Annotated in this window: 14 protein-coding genes; 7 read left to right on the plus strand and 7 right to left on the minus strand. The window is 44.1% G+C overall.

The features are described from left to right. Positions 1-35: 35 nt before the first annotated feature. The 3 genes from ACINWC323_RS08465 (at position 36) to ACINWC323_RS08455 (ending at position 3,507) form a co-directional block, all read left to right on the plus strand. Entirely contained in the window at positions 36-767 is a 732-nt protein-coding gene (locus ACINWC323_RS08465; protein WP_009512738.1) for a response regulator transcription factor, read from the plus strand. 68 nt (positions 768-835) lie between these two features. Beyond that, entirely contained in the window at positions 836-2,299 is a 1,464-nt protein-coding gene (gene iaaH, locus ACINWC323_RS08460; RefSeq protein WP_009512588.1) for an indoleacetamide hydrolase, read from the plus strand. 176 nt (positions 2,300-2,475) lie between these two features. Next, on the plus strand, positions 2,476-3,507 hold the full coding sequence (locus tag ACINWC323_RS08455; RefSeq protein WP_009512799.1) for a M20/M25/M40 family metallo-hydrolase: 1,032 nt from the start codon (positions 2,476-2,478) through the stop codon (positions 3,505-3,507). A 69-nt stretch (positions 3,508-3,576) separates the two neighbouring features. On the opposite strand, the gene ACINWC323_RS08450 is transcribed toward ACINWC323_RS08455, so the two are convergent. Next, entirely contained in the window at positions 3,577-3,879 is a 303-nt protein-coding gene (locus ACINWC323_RS08450; protein ID WP_009512706.1) for a DUF3817 domain-containing protein, read from the minus strand. Positions 3,880-4,157: 278 nt separating this feature from the next. On the opposite strand from ACINWC323_RS08450, the gene ACINWC323_RS08445 reads away from it, so the two are divergent. Further along, positions 4,158-5,135, plus strand: a complete 978-nt coding sequence (locus tag ACINWC323_RS08445; protein ID WP_009512884.1) for an NAD(P)H-dependent flavin oxidoreductase — start codon at positions 4,158-4,160, stop codon at positions 5,133-5,135. Between the two features lie 58 nt (positions 5,136-5,193). Here the strand turns inward: ACINWC323_RS08445 and ACINWC323_RS08440 are convergent, their stop codons facing one another. The 3 genes from ACINWC323_RS08440 to ACINWC323_RS08430 form a co-directional block, all read right to left on the minus strand. Further along, positions 5,194-6,183: an NAD(P)H-quinone oxidoreductase gene (locus tag ACINWC323_RS08440; RefSeq protein WP_009512840.1), complete on the minus strand. Its 990-nt coding sequence runs from the start codon at positions 6,181-6,183 to the stop codon at positions 5,194-5,196. Positions 6,184-6,280: 97 nt separating this feature from the next. Beyond that, the gene (locus ACINWC323_RS08435) at positions 6,281-7,525 is read right to left on the minus strand and encodes a saccharopine dehydrogenase family protein (RefSeq protein WP_009512746.1); all 1,245 of its coding nucleotides are present in this window, start codon (positions 7,523-7,525) and stop codon (positions 6,281-6,283) included. A 35-nt stretch (positions 7,526-7,560) separates the two neighbouring features. Then, the gene (locus ACINWC323_RS08430) at positions 7,561-8,457 is read right to left on the minus strand and encodes an acetoacetate decarboxylase family protein (protein ID WP_032881536.1); all 897 of its coding nucleotides are present in this window, start codon (positions 8,455-8,457) and stop codon (positions 7,561-7,563) included. A gap of 427 nt (positions 8,458-8,884) precedes the next feature. On the opposite strand from ACINWC323_RS08430, the gene ACINWC323_RS08425 reads away from it, so the two are divergent. Both ACINWC323_RS08425 and ACINWC323_RS08420 read left to right on the plus strand, forming a co-directional pair. Further along, on the plus strand, positions 8,885-9,715 hold the full coding sequence (locus ACINWC323_RS08425) for an alpha/beta fold hydrolase (protein ID WP_009512903.1): 831 nt from the start codon (positions 8,885-8,887) through the stop codon (positions 9,713-9,715). 173 nt (positions 9,716-9,888) lie between these two features. Beyond that, positions 9,889-11,127, plus strand: coding sequence for an NADH:flavin oxidoreductase/NADH oxidase family protein (locus ACINWC323_RS08420; protein ID WP_005230542.1), 1,239 nt, complete (start codon positions 9,889-9,891; stop codon positions 11,125-11,127). Positions 11,128-11,436: 309 nt separating this feature from the next. On the opposite strand, the gene ACINWC323_RS08415 is transcribed toward ACINWC323_RS08420, so the two are convergent. From ACINWC323_RS08415 to ACINWC323_RS08405, 3 genes are all read right to left on the minus strand, one after another. Further along, positions 11,437-12,474: a hypothetical protein gene (locus ACINWC323_RS08415; RefSeq protein ID WP_009512858.1), complete on the minus strand. Its 1,038-nt coding sequence runs from the start codon at positions 12,472-12,474 to the stop codon at positions 11,437-11,439. Positions 12,475-12,658: 184 nt separating this feature from the next. Continuing rightward, positions 12,659-13,462 (minus strand): type 1 glutamine amidotransferase domain-containing protein, encoded by an 804-nt coding sequence (locus ACINWC323_RS08410; RefSeq protein WP_032881537.1) that lies wholly within the window; start codon positions 13,460-13,462, stop codon positions 12,659-12,661. A 106-nt stretch (positions 13,463-13,568) separates the two neighbouring features. Continuing rightward, positions 13,569-13,988 carry a MerR family transcriptional regulator gene (locus tag ACINWC323_RS08405; RefSeq protein WP_009512542.1) on the minus strand — a complete coding sequence of 140 codons (420 nt, stop codon included), beginning with the start codon at positions 13,986-13,988 and terminating at the stop codon, positions 13,569-13,571. 89 nt (positions 13,989-14,077) lie between these two features. On the opposite strand from ACINWC323_RS08405, the gene ACINWC323_RS08400 reads away from it, so the two are divergent. Beyond that, positions 14,078-14,770 (plus strand): type 1 glutamine amidotransferase domain-containing protein, encoded by a 693-nt coding sequence (locus ACINWC323_RS08400; RefSeq protein WP_009512803.1) that lies wholly within the window; start codon positions 14,078-14,080, stop codon positions 14,768-14,770. Positions 14,771-14,805: the final 35 nt, after the last annotated feature.

The following is a 14,805-nucleotide window of genomic DNA, read 5'->3' on the forward strand; positions in this document are numbered from 1 at the left end:
GTGGACAGGTATCAGGAAGATAAAGGTAGCAGGCCATGCTTTTAGAACAGGATTTAAGTCCAGCGGAGTTTAGTCTTTTTTCCGAAATACTCTGGAAACTAGGCTCGGGAAAAGGACAGCAAAGCTTACGCGAAAACCTTATTGCAGACATTGCGACCTTGTTACGTGCAGATTTTGCAGCATCCTATATCTGGGATGCAAAACAGCGTTTGTCCAGAAAAGGCATCATGTGGCAAATTGATCCCAAAGCCATATTGGAATATGACACTATTTGGCAGCACAATGATCCAATCACGGCACAGCTTCGCCAGCGGCAACATCCCACCTTTGTGAATGAAATCATTTCTACAAGCGCGCTTAAAAAAACAGATTACTACAATGAATTTTTACGGCCTTATGGTCTCTATCATGGCCTGAATGTTTATTTTGTACGAAATGGCATGGATCTTGGAGACCTGCGTATCTGGCGCGCCAAAGATTCGGTCATGTTCAGTGACCGTGAGAAAAGGATCTTAAACCTGCTGGAACCTTATCTGACCCAAGCCTTAGCCATGGATTTACCTTACCATGATGTTTTAACGCCACGCGAGCAGGAGGTCGTAATGTTAGTCACGAAGGGACTAAGCGATAAACAGGTTGCCAATTTACTTGAGATTGGCTTTACCACGGTCAGAACCCATCTTAAAAATGCCATGCAAAAAATGGGTTGTCATAATCGTACCGAAATGGCACGACTCATCCATTGTCAATCAACTCCTCAATTTTGAGGATATTGCGTGACTTTATATCTGTACTAAATTAGCAGAACAATTACTTAAATGGATTTTAAGTCACCATGCTCAATATCAATAAGAAACTAAATGCGGATCAAATCATTCACCTGAATAAAGCCAGCATTGACCAAGTTACCCGTTTGGTTCGTGAGCGCAAAGTTAGCTGTGAACAGCTCGTCCATTTTCATTTTGACCAGATTGAACAGCAGCAAGGCTTAAATGCCTTTATTAATGTCGATAAAGCAGCGGCCCTTGAACAAGCCCAGTTCTGGGATCAACATATGGCGGATGGGAAAGCTTGCCCCGCCTTGATGGGGGTATTGCTTGCGGTGAAAGATAATATCCATGTTGCTGGTTTTCCGAATACGGCAGGAACCCCAGCTTTGACTGATTTCCGGCCTAAAACGACGGCTCCCGTGATTCAGTCTCTGATTGATCAAGGTGCAATTGTGGTGGGCAAAGCCAATATGCATGAATTGGCATTCGGGGTGACGGGTTATAACACCGCCATGCATATTGACGATGTGATCGGTACGCGTAATGTGGTTAATCCTTTACATATTGCGGGTGGTTCTTCTTCTGGAAGTGCCGTTGCGGTCGCTGCAGGCATGGTACCGATTGCAATGGGGACGGATACAGGTGCATCGGTTCGATTGCCCAGTGCCTTAAATGGTTGTGTTGGCTTTCGCCCAACGGTTGGACGCTATGCTCAAGCAGATATTACCCCGATTTCGCATACACGGGACACCGCGGGGCCGATGGCACATTGCATGGCCGATATTATTCTGGTGGACCAGTTGATTGCTCCATCAACTCAGCCTGTTGCATTGCCGACCCGACCGATCAGGCTCGGAGTCAATGCCTATTTTTGGGAGGATCTGGATGAGGATGTGCATGAGCAGGCACATGCGGCATTGCATTGCTTAAAAACCGCAGGCATCGAAATTGTGCCCGTAAATATGCCGGACTTAGCTCAACTCAACCAACGTATTTCATTTCCATTGGTGATTTATGAAGGTAAATATGACCTGATTGAGTATTTAAAACATCAGCAGATCAATCTCGGTCTGGAAGCGCTGGTCGAGCAGATTTCAAGTCCAGATGTAAAACATATCTTTCAGCAGAATATATTGCCAGAAATGCTCATGGATGAGACGGGGCGATCACTACCCGTACAACCTTTATATCAAAAAGCGATACAGGAAGCTCGACCACAACTGCTGGCGCTTTATCAGACAGTGTTTCAGGAGCATCAACTTGATGCCTTGATCTTTCCCACCTCACCGATTGTGGCGCCACTCGTGGATGAGCAGGTCAGTTCGATTGATCAGTTCCAGAGACTGATCCGCAATACCGATCCGGGCAGTAATATCGGCTTGCCTGGGCTCAGTTTACCAATTGGTTTAGGAAAAAAATCACAACTTCCTGTAGGGCTAGAAATTGATGGACTACCGCATAAGGATCATCAACTCTTAGCCATCGGGCAGGTCTTGGAACAGATTTTAAGCAATTTAAATCTTCACTAGAATAACCAGAGCCGCAATACATCGCCCGTTGCATTTTAAACGGGCTTGGTCTGTCATTTTTGAAATTACTAGCTGACTCAATCAATAACGACCAAGGATACAAAATGAAATGGCAAATCCGGGTGCTCAACCCTAGTATTAGACTTACTTTATAAAAACTGGTTTACGTTTATTTTATGTTTTTAAAGAAAATTTTAGCTGTTTGTGTGTTAAGTAGCATGTTTGCAATCAGTGGCTGTCAAAAAAACGAGCAAGATTCCAAAGAAAAAATTGAAGATGTTAGTCAATCTGGTTTAAAAATGGATGCGGCACAGATGATGATGCATTTACATGCTTTTGAACAAATTGCCAAACAGCAGGGTGGCAATCGCGCAGTGGGGACGCAAGGTGGTTTGGCGAGTGCAGATTATATTTTAGATCACGCCAAGAAAGCAGGCTTTACGACAGAGCTTCAGGCTTTCGAAAATCGTGAAAAGACCAAAGGGCAGAATATTATTGTAGAGATTCCGGGTGAATCGAAACAAGACATTATTCTACTAGGGGCACATTATGACTCGGTCAAAATGGGGCCCGGAATCAATGACAATGCCTCCGGCGTCGCCTTGTTACTTGAGGTAATGGCACAATTATCTCAACAGAAAATAAAGCCCAAGCATAGCATTCATCTGGCATTCTGGGATTCGGAAGAAGTAGGAATCGCAGGGTCCCAAGCCTATGTGAAAAAACTGTCTGCTGAACAGTTAAAGGCGATTAAGGCTTATATCAATGTGGATATGGTGGGCACCAAAGATCCTGAAATCCTGATTGCAGATGGCGATAAGTCATCAGTAGACGAGATGGAAAAAATGTTAAAAGAACGTGGCATGCAGGAGCAGGACTATAAGCCATTACTCGATGGTTTACGCAGTATACCAAGCCATAGCGGTGATTTAGCCTTGGAGAATATGCTCAAAGAATTTTTTAAAGCAAAAAATTTAAAAATTAAAGAGGATATCGCCACCTTAACCGCTAGTGATACGGCTCCATTTTTAGGTAAAGTACCTGTGACCTCTGTCATCTTGTTTAATGAACAAATGAAAGGCGATGAACTTGAGTTCGCGCCGTGCTATCACAAAGCCTGTGACACCATTGAGCAGGTCGATCCAAAATCGATGCAACTGGCAGGTGATGCAGTAGTTTACTTACTCCAGTCACTCGATAAAAAATAATTCTAAAATTATTGTGAATGATAAAAAGGAAATCTCAGGATTTCCTTTTTATGTCAGGGCATCTAAATCCTATTTAAGCTCGGTTTGTCGCTGGGCAATATATTTTTCGTTAAAGAAACCGCCCAAAGGAATAAATGCCAGAATAAATAATCTGAGTAATTCAGCTTTTGACCATACCGCAGCCGTGCTGATCAGGTTCCACAAATAGAAAAGAAATGCCACGCCGTGGATTGGGCCCATAATTTTGGTGGCCACAGGCAGATCAAAAACATATTTAACAGGAATGGCAACCACAAACAGAAGTAATAAAGTTATCGCTTCAAGGATGGAAGCCAGACGCAAACGTTGCAGTTTTTGGGTGGTAATACTCATAACATCGTCTCAGGAGAAGAATAAAAACGTAAAAATGACTGAAGCATAACATCTTTATCGTTCATAACGCTTGCGCAACTGAGTCACTTGCTTGGAAATGGCTTCATTCCCGTTGCTCCAGCAGGATTGATAAAATCATTTCATTAATTGATTTTATGCAACTTGTTGCATAAAAATTATTGTCCCGATATGATCAACTGAATCAACAACGAAGCCTTCATGATTTTGAATGGCTGAGTCTATGGAAATAATAATGTATCGTTAAAAGAGTAGAAGTCATGTCAAAAATTCCAGCAGTGTTCAACAACCTCAGACTTCCTGTGATTGCCTCTCCATTATTTATCATCAGTACACCGCAACTGGTGCTCGCCCAGTGTAAAGCGGGTGTGGTGGGGTCAATGCCAGCTTTGAATGCACGACCTGCAGAAAAACTGGAGGAATGGCTCAAGGAAATTACTGACGGAATTGCGGAGCACAATGCCTTACATCCTGACCGTCCTGCGGCGCCATTTGCGATCAACCAGATTGTGCATAAAAGTAATAATCGCCTCGAACATGACATGGAACTGATCGTTAAATATAAAGTGCCAATCGTGATTACCTCTCTAGGTGCCCGTACTGAAATTAATGAGGCCACGCATAGTTATGGTGGTGTAGTCTTGCATGACGTGATTAATAATCGCTTTGCCCAAAAGGCGATTGAAAAGGGCGCAGATGGCTTAATCGCGGTGGCTGCTGGCGCAGGCGGACATGCAGGCGTGAAAAATCCATTTCCATTGATTCAGGAAATCCGAGAATGGTTTGATGGACCTTTGGCCTTATCAGGCGCAATTTCGACAGGGGATGCCATTTTGGCGGCACAGGCAATGGGCGCTGATTTTGGTTATATCGGTTCTGCATTTATTGCAACCCATGAAGCCAATGCAACGGCTGCTTATAAACAGGCTATCGTAGACCATAACTCAGATGAGATTGTCTATTCCAACCTGTTTACCGGCGTACACGGAAACTATCTGGCCCCCAGTATTCGTGCAGCGGGGCTTGATCCGACCAATCTGCCAGAAGGCAACCTAAAAGACATGGACTTTAGTACCTCTAGTGAAGATGGCACACAGCATAAAGTGAAAGCATGGCGAGATATCTGGGGATGTGGTCAAGGTTTAAATGCAGTGAAAGCAACCACTTCAGTTGCCGAGCTGGTTGATCGTCTTGAAAAAGAATATCTTGCAGCCAGACAACGTTTAATGCTGGGTTAGTCTTTGATGAAATAAAGCACTGAAAATCATAATTTTAGTGCTTTTCAAAGCAATATCATCATTGTTTTTTAACAATTAATGCCAGTTTACCCACATGTTGTCCCTGGGTTAGAAACTCATGCGCCTGACGCGCTTGTTCCAGTTCAAAAGACTGATAAAGTAATGGTTTGATTTGGCCTTTAGAAATTAGAGGCCAGACTTTTTCCTGCAAGGCTGACATGACTTCCGCTTTGGCTTCGGGTGACTGTGAGCGTAAAGTTGCGCCGGTATGGGTAAGGCGTTTTGCCAGCATCGGAAAAATATTGAGGTTCTGCGCGAGGCCTTTTAAGACACCAATTTGTAAAATCGTGCCATTCATCGCAGCAACTTCATAATTTCGCTGGATATAATCGCCTGCAATAATATCCAGAACAAAATCCACACCTTTACCATCGGTATGTTTTTTGACTTCTTCAACGAAATCCTGTTCGTTGTAATTAATGGCAACATCGGCACCAATACTCAGACTTGCCTTCTGTTGTGTGGCACTTGAAACCGTAGTAAAAATTTTCGTTGCACCAAATGCCCGGGTCAACATGGTGGCTGTTGTGCCAATACCTGATGTTCCGCCATGAATCAGGATCGAGCTATTCGGACGGAATTTGGCATGCTGGAATAAATGCGACCAGACAGTCATAAAGGTTTCAAGCAAAATACCGCCTTCTACCAAAGTCAGCCCTTCGGGAATAAAAAGCACATTGTCCTGATGGGCAACCACATATTCAGCATAGCCACCGCCCGGTACCAATGCACAGACCTCGTCACCTGCTTTAAATTTGCTGACCGATTTACCCACTTGTTTGACAATACCCGAAACTTCCAGTCCAGGAATATCGGTCACACCCGGTGGCGGTGCATATAAGCCCTGACGTTGCATGACATCAGGTCCATTAATTCCGGCAGCAACCACTTCAATTAAGACGCCGTCATCGGTCAGTTCCGGCATCGGTCTTTCACTGACCGTAATGACTTCGGGGCCACCCGCACCGTTAAAGGTAATACATTTCATGTAGCTATTTCCTTAATGATCATGTTGGGGACTTGATTCAATCGCTTTATGTTCAAGTTAAAAATGAGGAATATCTCCCTATAGGAGGAAAGATCATTCAAATTTGTTCAAAGGCAAGTCCTGCATGCTCAGTCAAACGATGAATAAACTGCGCATCAAACATGGTCGCTGGTGTCCAGAAGCCCCCTGAGCGCCCCGTCTTTTGACCTTCTTTGTAATGATCAAGCGCCAGACTCAAGGCAGCCTGTCCCAACATTTTTCCGGTCGAGCCATAACCTGGATCACGATCACCCGTTACTTTGATCTTGAGGCTTTGACCTGCTTCGGTTTTCCCGATAAAACGTAAATCAAACCGTCCTGCAAGCTGCTGTTCTGGTGTCGGACCTTCACCTGGTTTTGGTAACATATAACGTTCCATGAGCTGACTCACCGGTTTAGTCACTGCCGCAAGCATAAATACCCCTAAACCAGAAACAACACCTAAGGCTTTGAAACGTCCTTTTAAGCCTTCGCCCGTTAAAATGGCTTCGTTATAGCTAAAGTTGCTGCCATAGGCATTACCCGATAAAGCGTTAGAACGATGCACGACACGCTCATTGACCGCTGCCATCACGAAAGGCGCAATCCATGCATTAAAATCAGGATCAAATTTCGCGGTTTTAATATAAATTTGTCGTTGGCTGTTGCCATGATCAGGTGGACAAAGCACATAAGGATTAACCAGATCTTTACGCAGGGCAGGATCGGCTGCAGCTTCCTGAATGACATTGATGAGACTTGCAACCGTACCGCCGGATGCACCGCCTTTTAAGGTCTTGACCCGCATGCTGACTTGGGTTGCAGGCGCATGAAACTGTTTTTGTGCCTGTTGCTGTAAGTAATAAACCCCCATATCCGATGGAACCGAATCAAAACCGCAACAATGCACAATACGGGCGCCAGAATGTTGGGCTTGAGATTCGTATTTCTCGATCATTTTTTTGATCCACTGGGTTTCGCCGGTCAGATCACAATAATCTGTACCGTTGTTAACACAGGCCTGAACCAGCGGTTCACCATATAAGGCATATGGCCCAACTGTTGAAACCACTACACGTGTCTGTGCACACAGGGCATTCAGTTCAGCTGGGTTACCCGCATCCGCGATCAGTATGGGTAAAGATTCACCCAAACCACCTAAACCATTTTTCAGTTCTTGTAATTTTTGTTGAGAGCGACCGGCAATGGCCCAGCGCAGTTGCTCCTGTTGGGTCGACAAATATTCTGCCAGATATCGGGTCAGGATCTGCCCGACAAAACTGGTCGCACCGAATACCACAAGATCATAATTGCTTTGTGTCATTGTTTATTTCCCTTGATTTTTAAGTTGTTTGAAATTTAAAGCGGTTTTGGCAAATTCAGTACCACCTGAGCATCCTCAACCACATCCAGACGAAGAATCTTGGAGGCACCCAACTGATCCAGTAACCGGCTTAAAGGCCCACCATGACGAAGCAGCTTGACCTTTTTCGGTAATAACTGCTGAGCCAATGAAAGGGGATTTGATTGCACCAGTGTCTGATGCCATTTGCCATCAACATGATGTAGCATGGTCGCTTCAGTCATCCGGGATTCAGATTTCACCCGTTTTAAAGGCGGTGTCACCACAGTCAGGCTGAGATCAACCTTACCGTGAGTATCGGTCAGGTTGGCATTAATTTTCTTGGGGCCGATCTCGACATTGATCTCGGTACGCCATTTCGGCAGTTGATAGCCATGGACGCCACGAACCCGGGCAATCTCGGTATCGACAGGCAATGCCAATACATGGGCATAAAAATGACGTTGTCTAATCGCATTGGCCAGCTCTAAAATATGTGGCCCACGTGCCTCTGGTTTACGCACCACTATTGCCACCGAAACTTCGTTATAAGGATCGTTATCACAAACAGAATAATGGAAGAAGGTGAGTGCAACCAATCCATAACCTGGCAAAGCGTGTAACGGTTCTAAAGGGGCAGGTAGCTGTTTTTTGAGTTGCTTCAGTGGTGCAAGCATGAGAACCTGCACGTTGCTGCTGCGATAATAAAAATTCGGTGCCCAGACCGGACCCACTCTCGACTCCACCAGCTGTTTTGGAATCTTGCGAAAAAAATCGATATTTCCGGCAGCAGGATCCTGAGCAACTTCATTCAGATCCGGATTCATTCTAAAACGGTCATAGTAGCCACCTTTAGGAACGCTCACCTTGTGCTGTCCAAATTCAACTTCAGTAAACTGTTTATTGCTGTTCATCTTCGTTAACCTTTCATTGATCAAGTCATTTAAAATGCCTATATTGGAACCCAAAGCACTTTTCATCTGAAATCACTATAAGATTAAAGTCAACTTTAATGTCAAGCCCTAAAGTTTCTGTTTCGAAAAACAGACGCTGTATTCGTTAGATGTATGTAAACAGAATAGGCAGATAAATATTTTTTAATTTCCAATAAAACATTGAATTTCAATAGCTCATCTTAGATTTTGTCTTTTATTTCTAAATTGTAAAATTACATTTTTATTATCAGAATGGGACTAAAACCATTGACCTTAAAGTGAACTTTAATCTTAGTATAGAGTAGCTATCCATACAGATAGTCTTAAAAATAATGTGATTTTACCGACATGAATTACAACATAGATCATGACTCGACAGTGTAAATCTTACACAGGAGAAACAAAGATGGCGTACGTTACGACAAAAGATGGTGTAGAAATTTTTTATAAGGATTGGGGTCCACGCGATGCACAGGTCCTCTTTTTCCATCATGGCTGGCCACTGAGCTCAGATGATTGGGATGCCCAGTTACTGTTTTTCTTAAACGAAGGTTTCCGTGTGGTCGCACATGATCGTCGTGGGCATGGCCGTTCCAGTCAGGTTTGGGATGGACATGATATGGATCATTATGCCGATGATGTCGCTACAGTCGTGCAACATCTTGGCATCAAGAATGCCATTCATATCGGACATTCCACCGGAGGCGGGGAAGTGGCGCATTATATCGCGCGTCATGGCGAAGAAAATGTTGCCAAAGCCGTGCTGGTCAGTGCCGTGCCGCCGATAATGGTAAAAACGCCGAACAATCCTGACGGTTTACCAAAAGAAGTATTTGATGACTTGCAAAACCAGTTATTCAAGAACCGATCGCAATTTTATTACGATTTGCCTGCTGGTCCTTTCTATGGTTTTAATCGTCCTGATGCCAAACCATCTGAGCCTGTGATCTGGAACTGGTGGCGCCAAGGCATGATGGGCGGTGCCAAAGCACATTATGATGGCATCGTGGCTTTTTCCCAGACCGATTTTACAGAAGATCTGAAAAAGATTTCAGTGCCCGTACTGGTGATGCATGGCGATGATGATCAGGTGGTTCCTTATGAAAATTCGGGCGCATTGTCAGCCAAGCTAGTGCAAAACGGCACGTTAAAAACGTATAAAGGTTTTTCACACGGTATGCTCACCGTAAATGCGGATGTGATTAATCCTGATTTACTGGCATTTATCCGTCAATAATCCATTTTACTCAACCCAATTAAAATAGAGGCCTACGTGCCTCTATTTTTTATGATCTAAATAACTGAATCTAAAAATATTTATAAAAAATATCTTATTCCATTTGATAAACCTATTGACATTAAAGTGAGCTTTAATCTTAAAGTAAATTCATACTCAATGAGGTCACAATAATGAAAGTATTTGAAAAACTGGTTTTCCCGAATGGTTCCGAGATTCCTAACCGCATTGCCAAAGCTGCTATGGAAGAAAATATGGCAGACTTAAATCATGCACCGTCGGAAGAACTGATGCGTTTATATCAGGCCTGGGCGGATGGCGGCGTTGGTTTAATCATTACCGGTAATGTGATGGTCGATCGCCGTGCCATGACTGGACCTGGCGGTGTAGTGCTGGAAGATCAACAGCATCTGGAAAGCTTTAAACGCTGGGCACAAATCGGTCGTTCTAAAGGCGCCCAAGTGTGGTTGCAGATCAATCATCCGGGGCGTCAGATGCAATCCAATTTAGGTCAAGAGACTTGGGCACCTTCGGCGGTTGCATTAGATCTGGGCAAAATGTCTGATCGTTTTAATACACCGATTGAAATGAATCAGGCCATGATTCAGGAAGTGATTGACCGCTTTGCCAATACCGCACGTCTTGGTGAAAAAGCCGGCTTTACCGGGGTTGAAATCCACGCAGCGCATGGTTATCTGCTCAGCCAGTTCCTTTCCCCCCTGAGCAACAAACGACAGGATCAATGGGGTGGTTCTCTGGAAAATCGGGCACGCATTCTGATCGAGATCGTAAAAGCAGTACGCGCTGTAGTTGCTGATACCTTTACTGTTGCAGTAAAACTCAATTCGGCAGATTTCCAGCGTGGTGGTTTTAGTGCCGAAGATGCGCAGCAAGTGGTGCAGATGCTAAATGGATTGGCTGTAGATCTGGTCGAGTTGTCTGGCGGTAGCTATGAAGCACCAGCCATGCAAGGTCAGGCACGCGATGGCCGCACCTTGGCCCGTGAAGCCTATTTTCTGGAATTTGCACAGGAGATTCGTAAGGTCGCCAAGATGCCCGTGATGGTCACGGGTGGAATTCGCCGTATACAGGTGGCTGAACAGGTGATTGAAAGCGGTGTGGATATGGTAGGGATTGCCACTGCTTTGGCTATCGAACCGAATCTTCCCCATCAGTGGCAGCAAGGGCAGAATACGGCACCTGAATTAAAGCCTATTCACTGGAAAAACAAAACGCTGGCATCTCTGGCCAATATGGCAACAGTAAAATTTCAGTTGCGTAAACTCAGCCTTGGAAAACGTCCGAATCCTAAAGTTTCTCCAGCCTGGGCATTGATTCTGCAACAAGCTGCGATGGCACGCCGCACCCGTCTCTATAAAAACCGGATGCGTCACTATAGCGCAGCCTGTTAAAAGATACGGCTTATACATGTTGTTATCGTGTGTATCCTGAAGCTGAAGCCAATGACAGTCCCTCTGCCATTGGCTTTTTTAGTTATGGTTCTTTTTGCACCCTATAGGCAGACAATGAGATCAAAGCAAGTGCGCTACAACCTATGCTGTCGTGAATAAGATGATTCGCTTGACTTAAAACTAAAGAAAATCATGGACTAAAAACGGTGGTTTTCAAATCTGTTTTCTGCTTAGAACGATAACTAGCTTAACTCAAATAAAAAAACACCCGCTTTCAGTCTGAAAGCGGGTGTCAGTTATGGAATACATTTATTTTTTATGCTGACTGACTTGATCCAGTACAGGATAAGCAACTGGCATATTCAGTGCCAATTGGGCATCTTTCACCACATCCAGACGTAAAATCTTCGCTGCACCTAAATCATCCAGAAGTTTCGTCAGTGGGCCATCACTACGCACCAGTTGCACATCCTTTGGAAATAACTTTTGTCCAAATGCCAGTGTATTTGATTCTACTGAAGTGCTGTGCCATTTCCCGTCAACCAGTTGATACATGGTCTTGGTTTCAATTCTTGACTGTGGCTTTACTGTTTTAATTTTTGGCAAAGCTGCGCTGAGGCTTAGATCTGAGGTGCCATCGGTATTAAAAATCTGGGCTTTCAGTGTTTGACTGCCAATATTCAGGTCAATCGGTGTCAGCCATTTGGGCAACTGGTAGCCATAGACACCACGAACACGGGCTATTTCCGTATCGACAGGTAAAGCCAGTACATGACCATAGTATTTATGGCTGCGCATCGAGCTCAATAGTTCGGTGCTATTGAAATGATGTGCACCGGGCTGACGAACCACAATGGCAACCGAAACTTCATCGTATGGATCAACATCACCCACAGCATAAGAAAAGAAGGTCAGTGAAACCAGACCATAGCCAGGAAAAGGCTGTAAAGGTTCAAGGGGTGCAGGAAGCTTGGCTTTGAGTTTTGCGATGGGGGCAAGCATCAACAATTGCACATTACTGGTCCGATAGTAAAAATTCGGTGACCAGACTTTCCCTACACGTGTTTCTACCAGCTTTTTAGGAATAGTACGGAAATAATCAATATTTCCTGCTGCCGGGTCTTTCGCCACTTCATCTAGATCCGGGTTCATGCGATAACGATCGTAATAACCACCTTTAGGGACATTGACTTTGTACGGACCGAATTCGACCACTGTCGTTTGCGCTGTGTCCTGTGTGGTATTAGCAGGTTGCTTCGGCTCAATGGCATAAGTTGCAGTGCTGAGTAACACACTTGCGGCTATCGCCGAGATAGAGCGATTTAAATAACGATGATTAAAATTCATGAGATTCCTCCAGTTCATATTTGAAATGTTAAGATTAAAGCTCACTTTAAGGTCAAGCATTTTTGCAGGATTTTATGCAAGCCATGCACGGGAAGAATCGATCAGTAGGGAGATATCAGTTCACTGAACAAAGGAGGGGATGTTAAAAAGCCAGATTCAAGAATCTGGCTTTTCAAACGATATTTTATTTTAAAGTAGCGAGACGTTTGACCACAGCTTCCGCAATTTCCTTACTCGACTGCGGATTTTGTCCGGTAATAATGCGGTCATCCACAACCACATAAGACGTAAATGGCACCCACGCACGCTTATAATGTGCGCCGCGTTGTACCAGTCCATCTTGCAATGAAAAAGGGACTTGCGATTTAATGCCTGAGAGTGTTTCCTCAATATTGGCAAATCCTGTTACAGTTCGACCTGCGATCAATGCTTTGCCCTGATTGTCTTGAAGTGACAATAAACCTCCCACACCGTGACAAACTGCGGATAACACACCACCTTGCTGGTAAATCTGCTCACTGATCTTTTTCAGGTCCTCATTTTTTGGAAAATCCCACATGGTGCCGTGACCACCGGTATAATAAATTGCTTTGTAACGGGATGGATCAATCGCTTTCGGGGCAAGCGTGGTGTTTAAACGTTGCATAAACTTAGGATCGGCTAAATGAGCTTTGGCAGATTTATCCAGATAAATTGGTTTTAAGCTACGCTCATCCAGTGGAACTGCACCACCTTGCGGACTGACAAAATCCATGCCATAACCAGCGGCTTGGGCAATGTCATAAAAGTGGGTAAGTTCGGTTAGCCATAAGCCAGTATGGTCTGAACGGGTGGGGTAAGCTGAGTGGTTGGTCATGACCACCAGAATTTTGCCTAAGGACTGGGTGTGTACATTTTGCCCAGGTTCAGCAGCAAAGACTGGGTTAACCGAAAAGATCAGTATAAATAGGCTGATCCACCACTTTTGAAGATTCCAACGTTGCAACATGACAGGTTCCTCATCAATCACCTGTCAATCATCCTATGCTTAAAGTAGGCTTTAAGGTCAATAGCTTCCTATCCGTTGCTCGGCGGAAAACCATTACAAAAGATGATTATTTTTCAGCTTTATCAGCGGTATAGTAAAGATTGAGCAGGCGCTGTGCATTTTCTTCACAGGTAATTTCATCCGGCTTGTTATTAATCGCTGTAATCATCATTTGAAGATTGAGTTTACTCATGGCCAGTTTCTGTTCTAATTCTTCAATATCCTTAATTTTACTTTCCAGCAAACCAATCAGGATATCGTGATCCCAAGTCGTCACATTCGACGGTAAAAAAGCCTTGATCTCTGTCAGCGAAAAGCCAACCTGTTGTGCTTGCTGGATCAGGAACAATTGTTTCAGATCATTTTCACTATATTCCCGATAGCCATTAGATTTACGTTTAGCCTTGGGTAACAGTTTAATCTGTTCATAATAACGAATCGTAGGCGTACTTAAACCGCTTTGTTTTGATAATTCGCTAATATTCATTACTGATTTCCTCTTGACATTAAAGCTAACTTTAGACTTATAGTGGGTTAAAAGCAAGACTAAAAATAATGTAAAAGCTGAGGTGAAAAATGTCTAAACGTATCCTGCATGTGGTGACCAATATTGCTCAATATGAAACAGTTGATCGTCCCACAGGTTTATGGCTCGGTGAGTTGACCCATGCCTACGATGAATTTGAAAAACAGGGTTATATTCAGGATATTGTAAGCCCTTTGGGAGGTCACTCTCCAATTGAACCCAAATCACTGGAGCGTTTCGTCGCGGATGCATCTGTTTTAAAGCGCAAAAACGATCCTGCCTTTATGCAGTTGCTGGAAACCACCAAAAAGCCTGCCGAGATCAACTGGCAAGATTACGATGTGATCTATTACACCGGTGGGCACGGCGTGATGTGGGACTTTTTAGACAATCCCGAACTGCAACAGATCACCAGCAATCTTTATGAACATGGTGGCATCGTTGCCAGTGTCTGTCATGGTTATTGTGGATTGCTCAATGTTCAGCTTGCAAATGGACAATACTTGATTGCGGGTAAAGAACTGACCGGTTTTGCCTGGTGTGAAGAAGTACTGGCAGGGGTGGCGAAAAAAGTGCCCTATAATGCCGAACAACTTGCTAAACAACGTGGCGCGAAATATGAAAAGAAACTAATTCCGTTTATGCCAAATGTGGTTCAGGATGGCAAACTGATTACGGGGCAGAATCCTTTTTCAGCACGTGTGACTGCTTTAGCCATCATTGAAGCATTAGAAAAAGCTTAAATGAGCGGATAAACAGCTTAATTGATAGAAAAATA

This window comes from Acinetobacter sp. WC-323 (assembly GCF_000314615.1).
GTDB lineage: Bacteria > Pseudomonadota > Gammaproteobacteria > Pseudomonadales > Moraxellaceae > Acinetobacter > Acinetobacter courvalinii.

Coding starts and splice junctions, on each gene's coding strand:
- ACINWC323_RS08465 (WP_009512738.1), top strand. CDS start 36: ATGCTTTTAGAACAGGATTTAAGTCCAGCGGAGTTTAGTCTTTTTTCC.
- iaaH (WP_009512588.1), top strand. CDS start 836: ATGCTCAATATCAATAAGAAACTAAATGCGGATCAAATCATTCACCTG.
- ACINWC323_RS08455 (WP_009512799.1), top strand. CDS start 2,476: ATGTTTTTAAAGAAAATTTTAGCTGTTTGTGTGTTAAGTAGCATGTTT.
- ACINWC323_RS08450 (WP_009512706.1), bottom strand. CDS start 3,879: ATGAGTATTACCACCCAAAAACTGCAACGTTTGCGTCTGGCTTCCATC.
- ACINWC323_RS08445 (WP_009512884.1), top strand. CDS start 4,158: ATGTCAAAAATTCCAGCAGTGTTCAACAACCTCAGACTTCCTGTGATT.
- ACINWC323_RS08440 (WP_009512840.1), bottom strand. CDS start 6,183: ATGAAATGTATTACCTTTAACGGTGCGGGTGGCCCCGAAGTCATTACG.
- ACINWC323_RS08435 (WP_009512746.1), bottom strand. CDS start 7,525: ATGACACAAAGCAATTATGATCTTGTGGTATTCGGTGCGACCAGTTTT.
- ACINWC323_RS08430 (WP_032881536.1), bottom strand. CDS start 8,457: ATGAACAGCAATAAACAGTTTACTGAAGTTGAATTTGGACAGCACAAG.
- ACINWC323_RS08425 (WP_009512903.1), top strand. CDS start 8,885: ATGGCGTACGTTACGACAAAAGATGGTGTAGAAATTTTTTATAAGGAT.
- ACINWC323_RS08420 (WP_005230542.1), top strand. CDS start 9,889: ATGAAAGTATTTGAAAAACTGGTTTTCCCGAATGGTTCCGAGATTCCT.
- ACINWC323_RS08415 (WP_009512858.1), bottom strand. CDS start 12,474: ATGAATTTTAATCATCGTTATTTAAATCGCTCTATCTCGGCGATAGCC.
- ACINWC323_RS08410 (WP_032881537.1), bottom strand. CDS start 13,462: ATGTTGCAACGTTGGAATCTTCAAAAGTGGTGGATCAGCCTATTTATA.
- ACINWC323_RS08405 (WP_009512542.1), bottom strand. CDS start 13,988: ATGAATATTAGCGAATTATCAAAACAAAGCGGTTTAAGTACGCCTACG.
- ACINWC323_RS08400 (WP_009512803.1), top strand. CDS start 14,078: ATGTCTAAACGTATCCTGCATGTGGTGACCAATATTGCTCAATATGAA.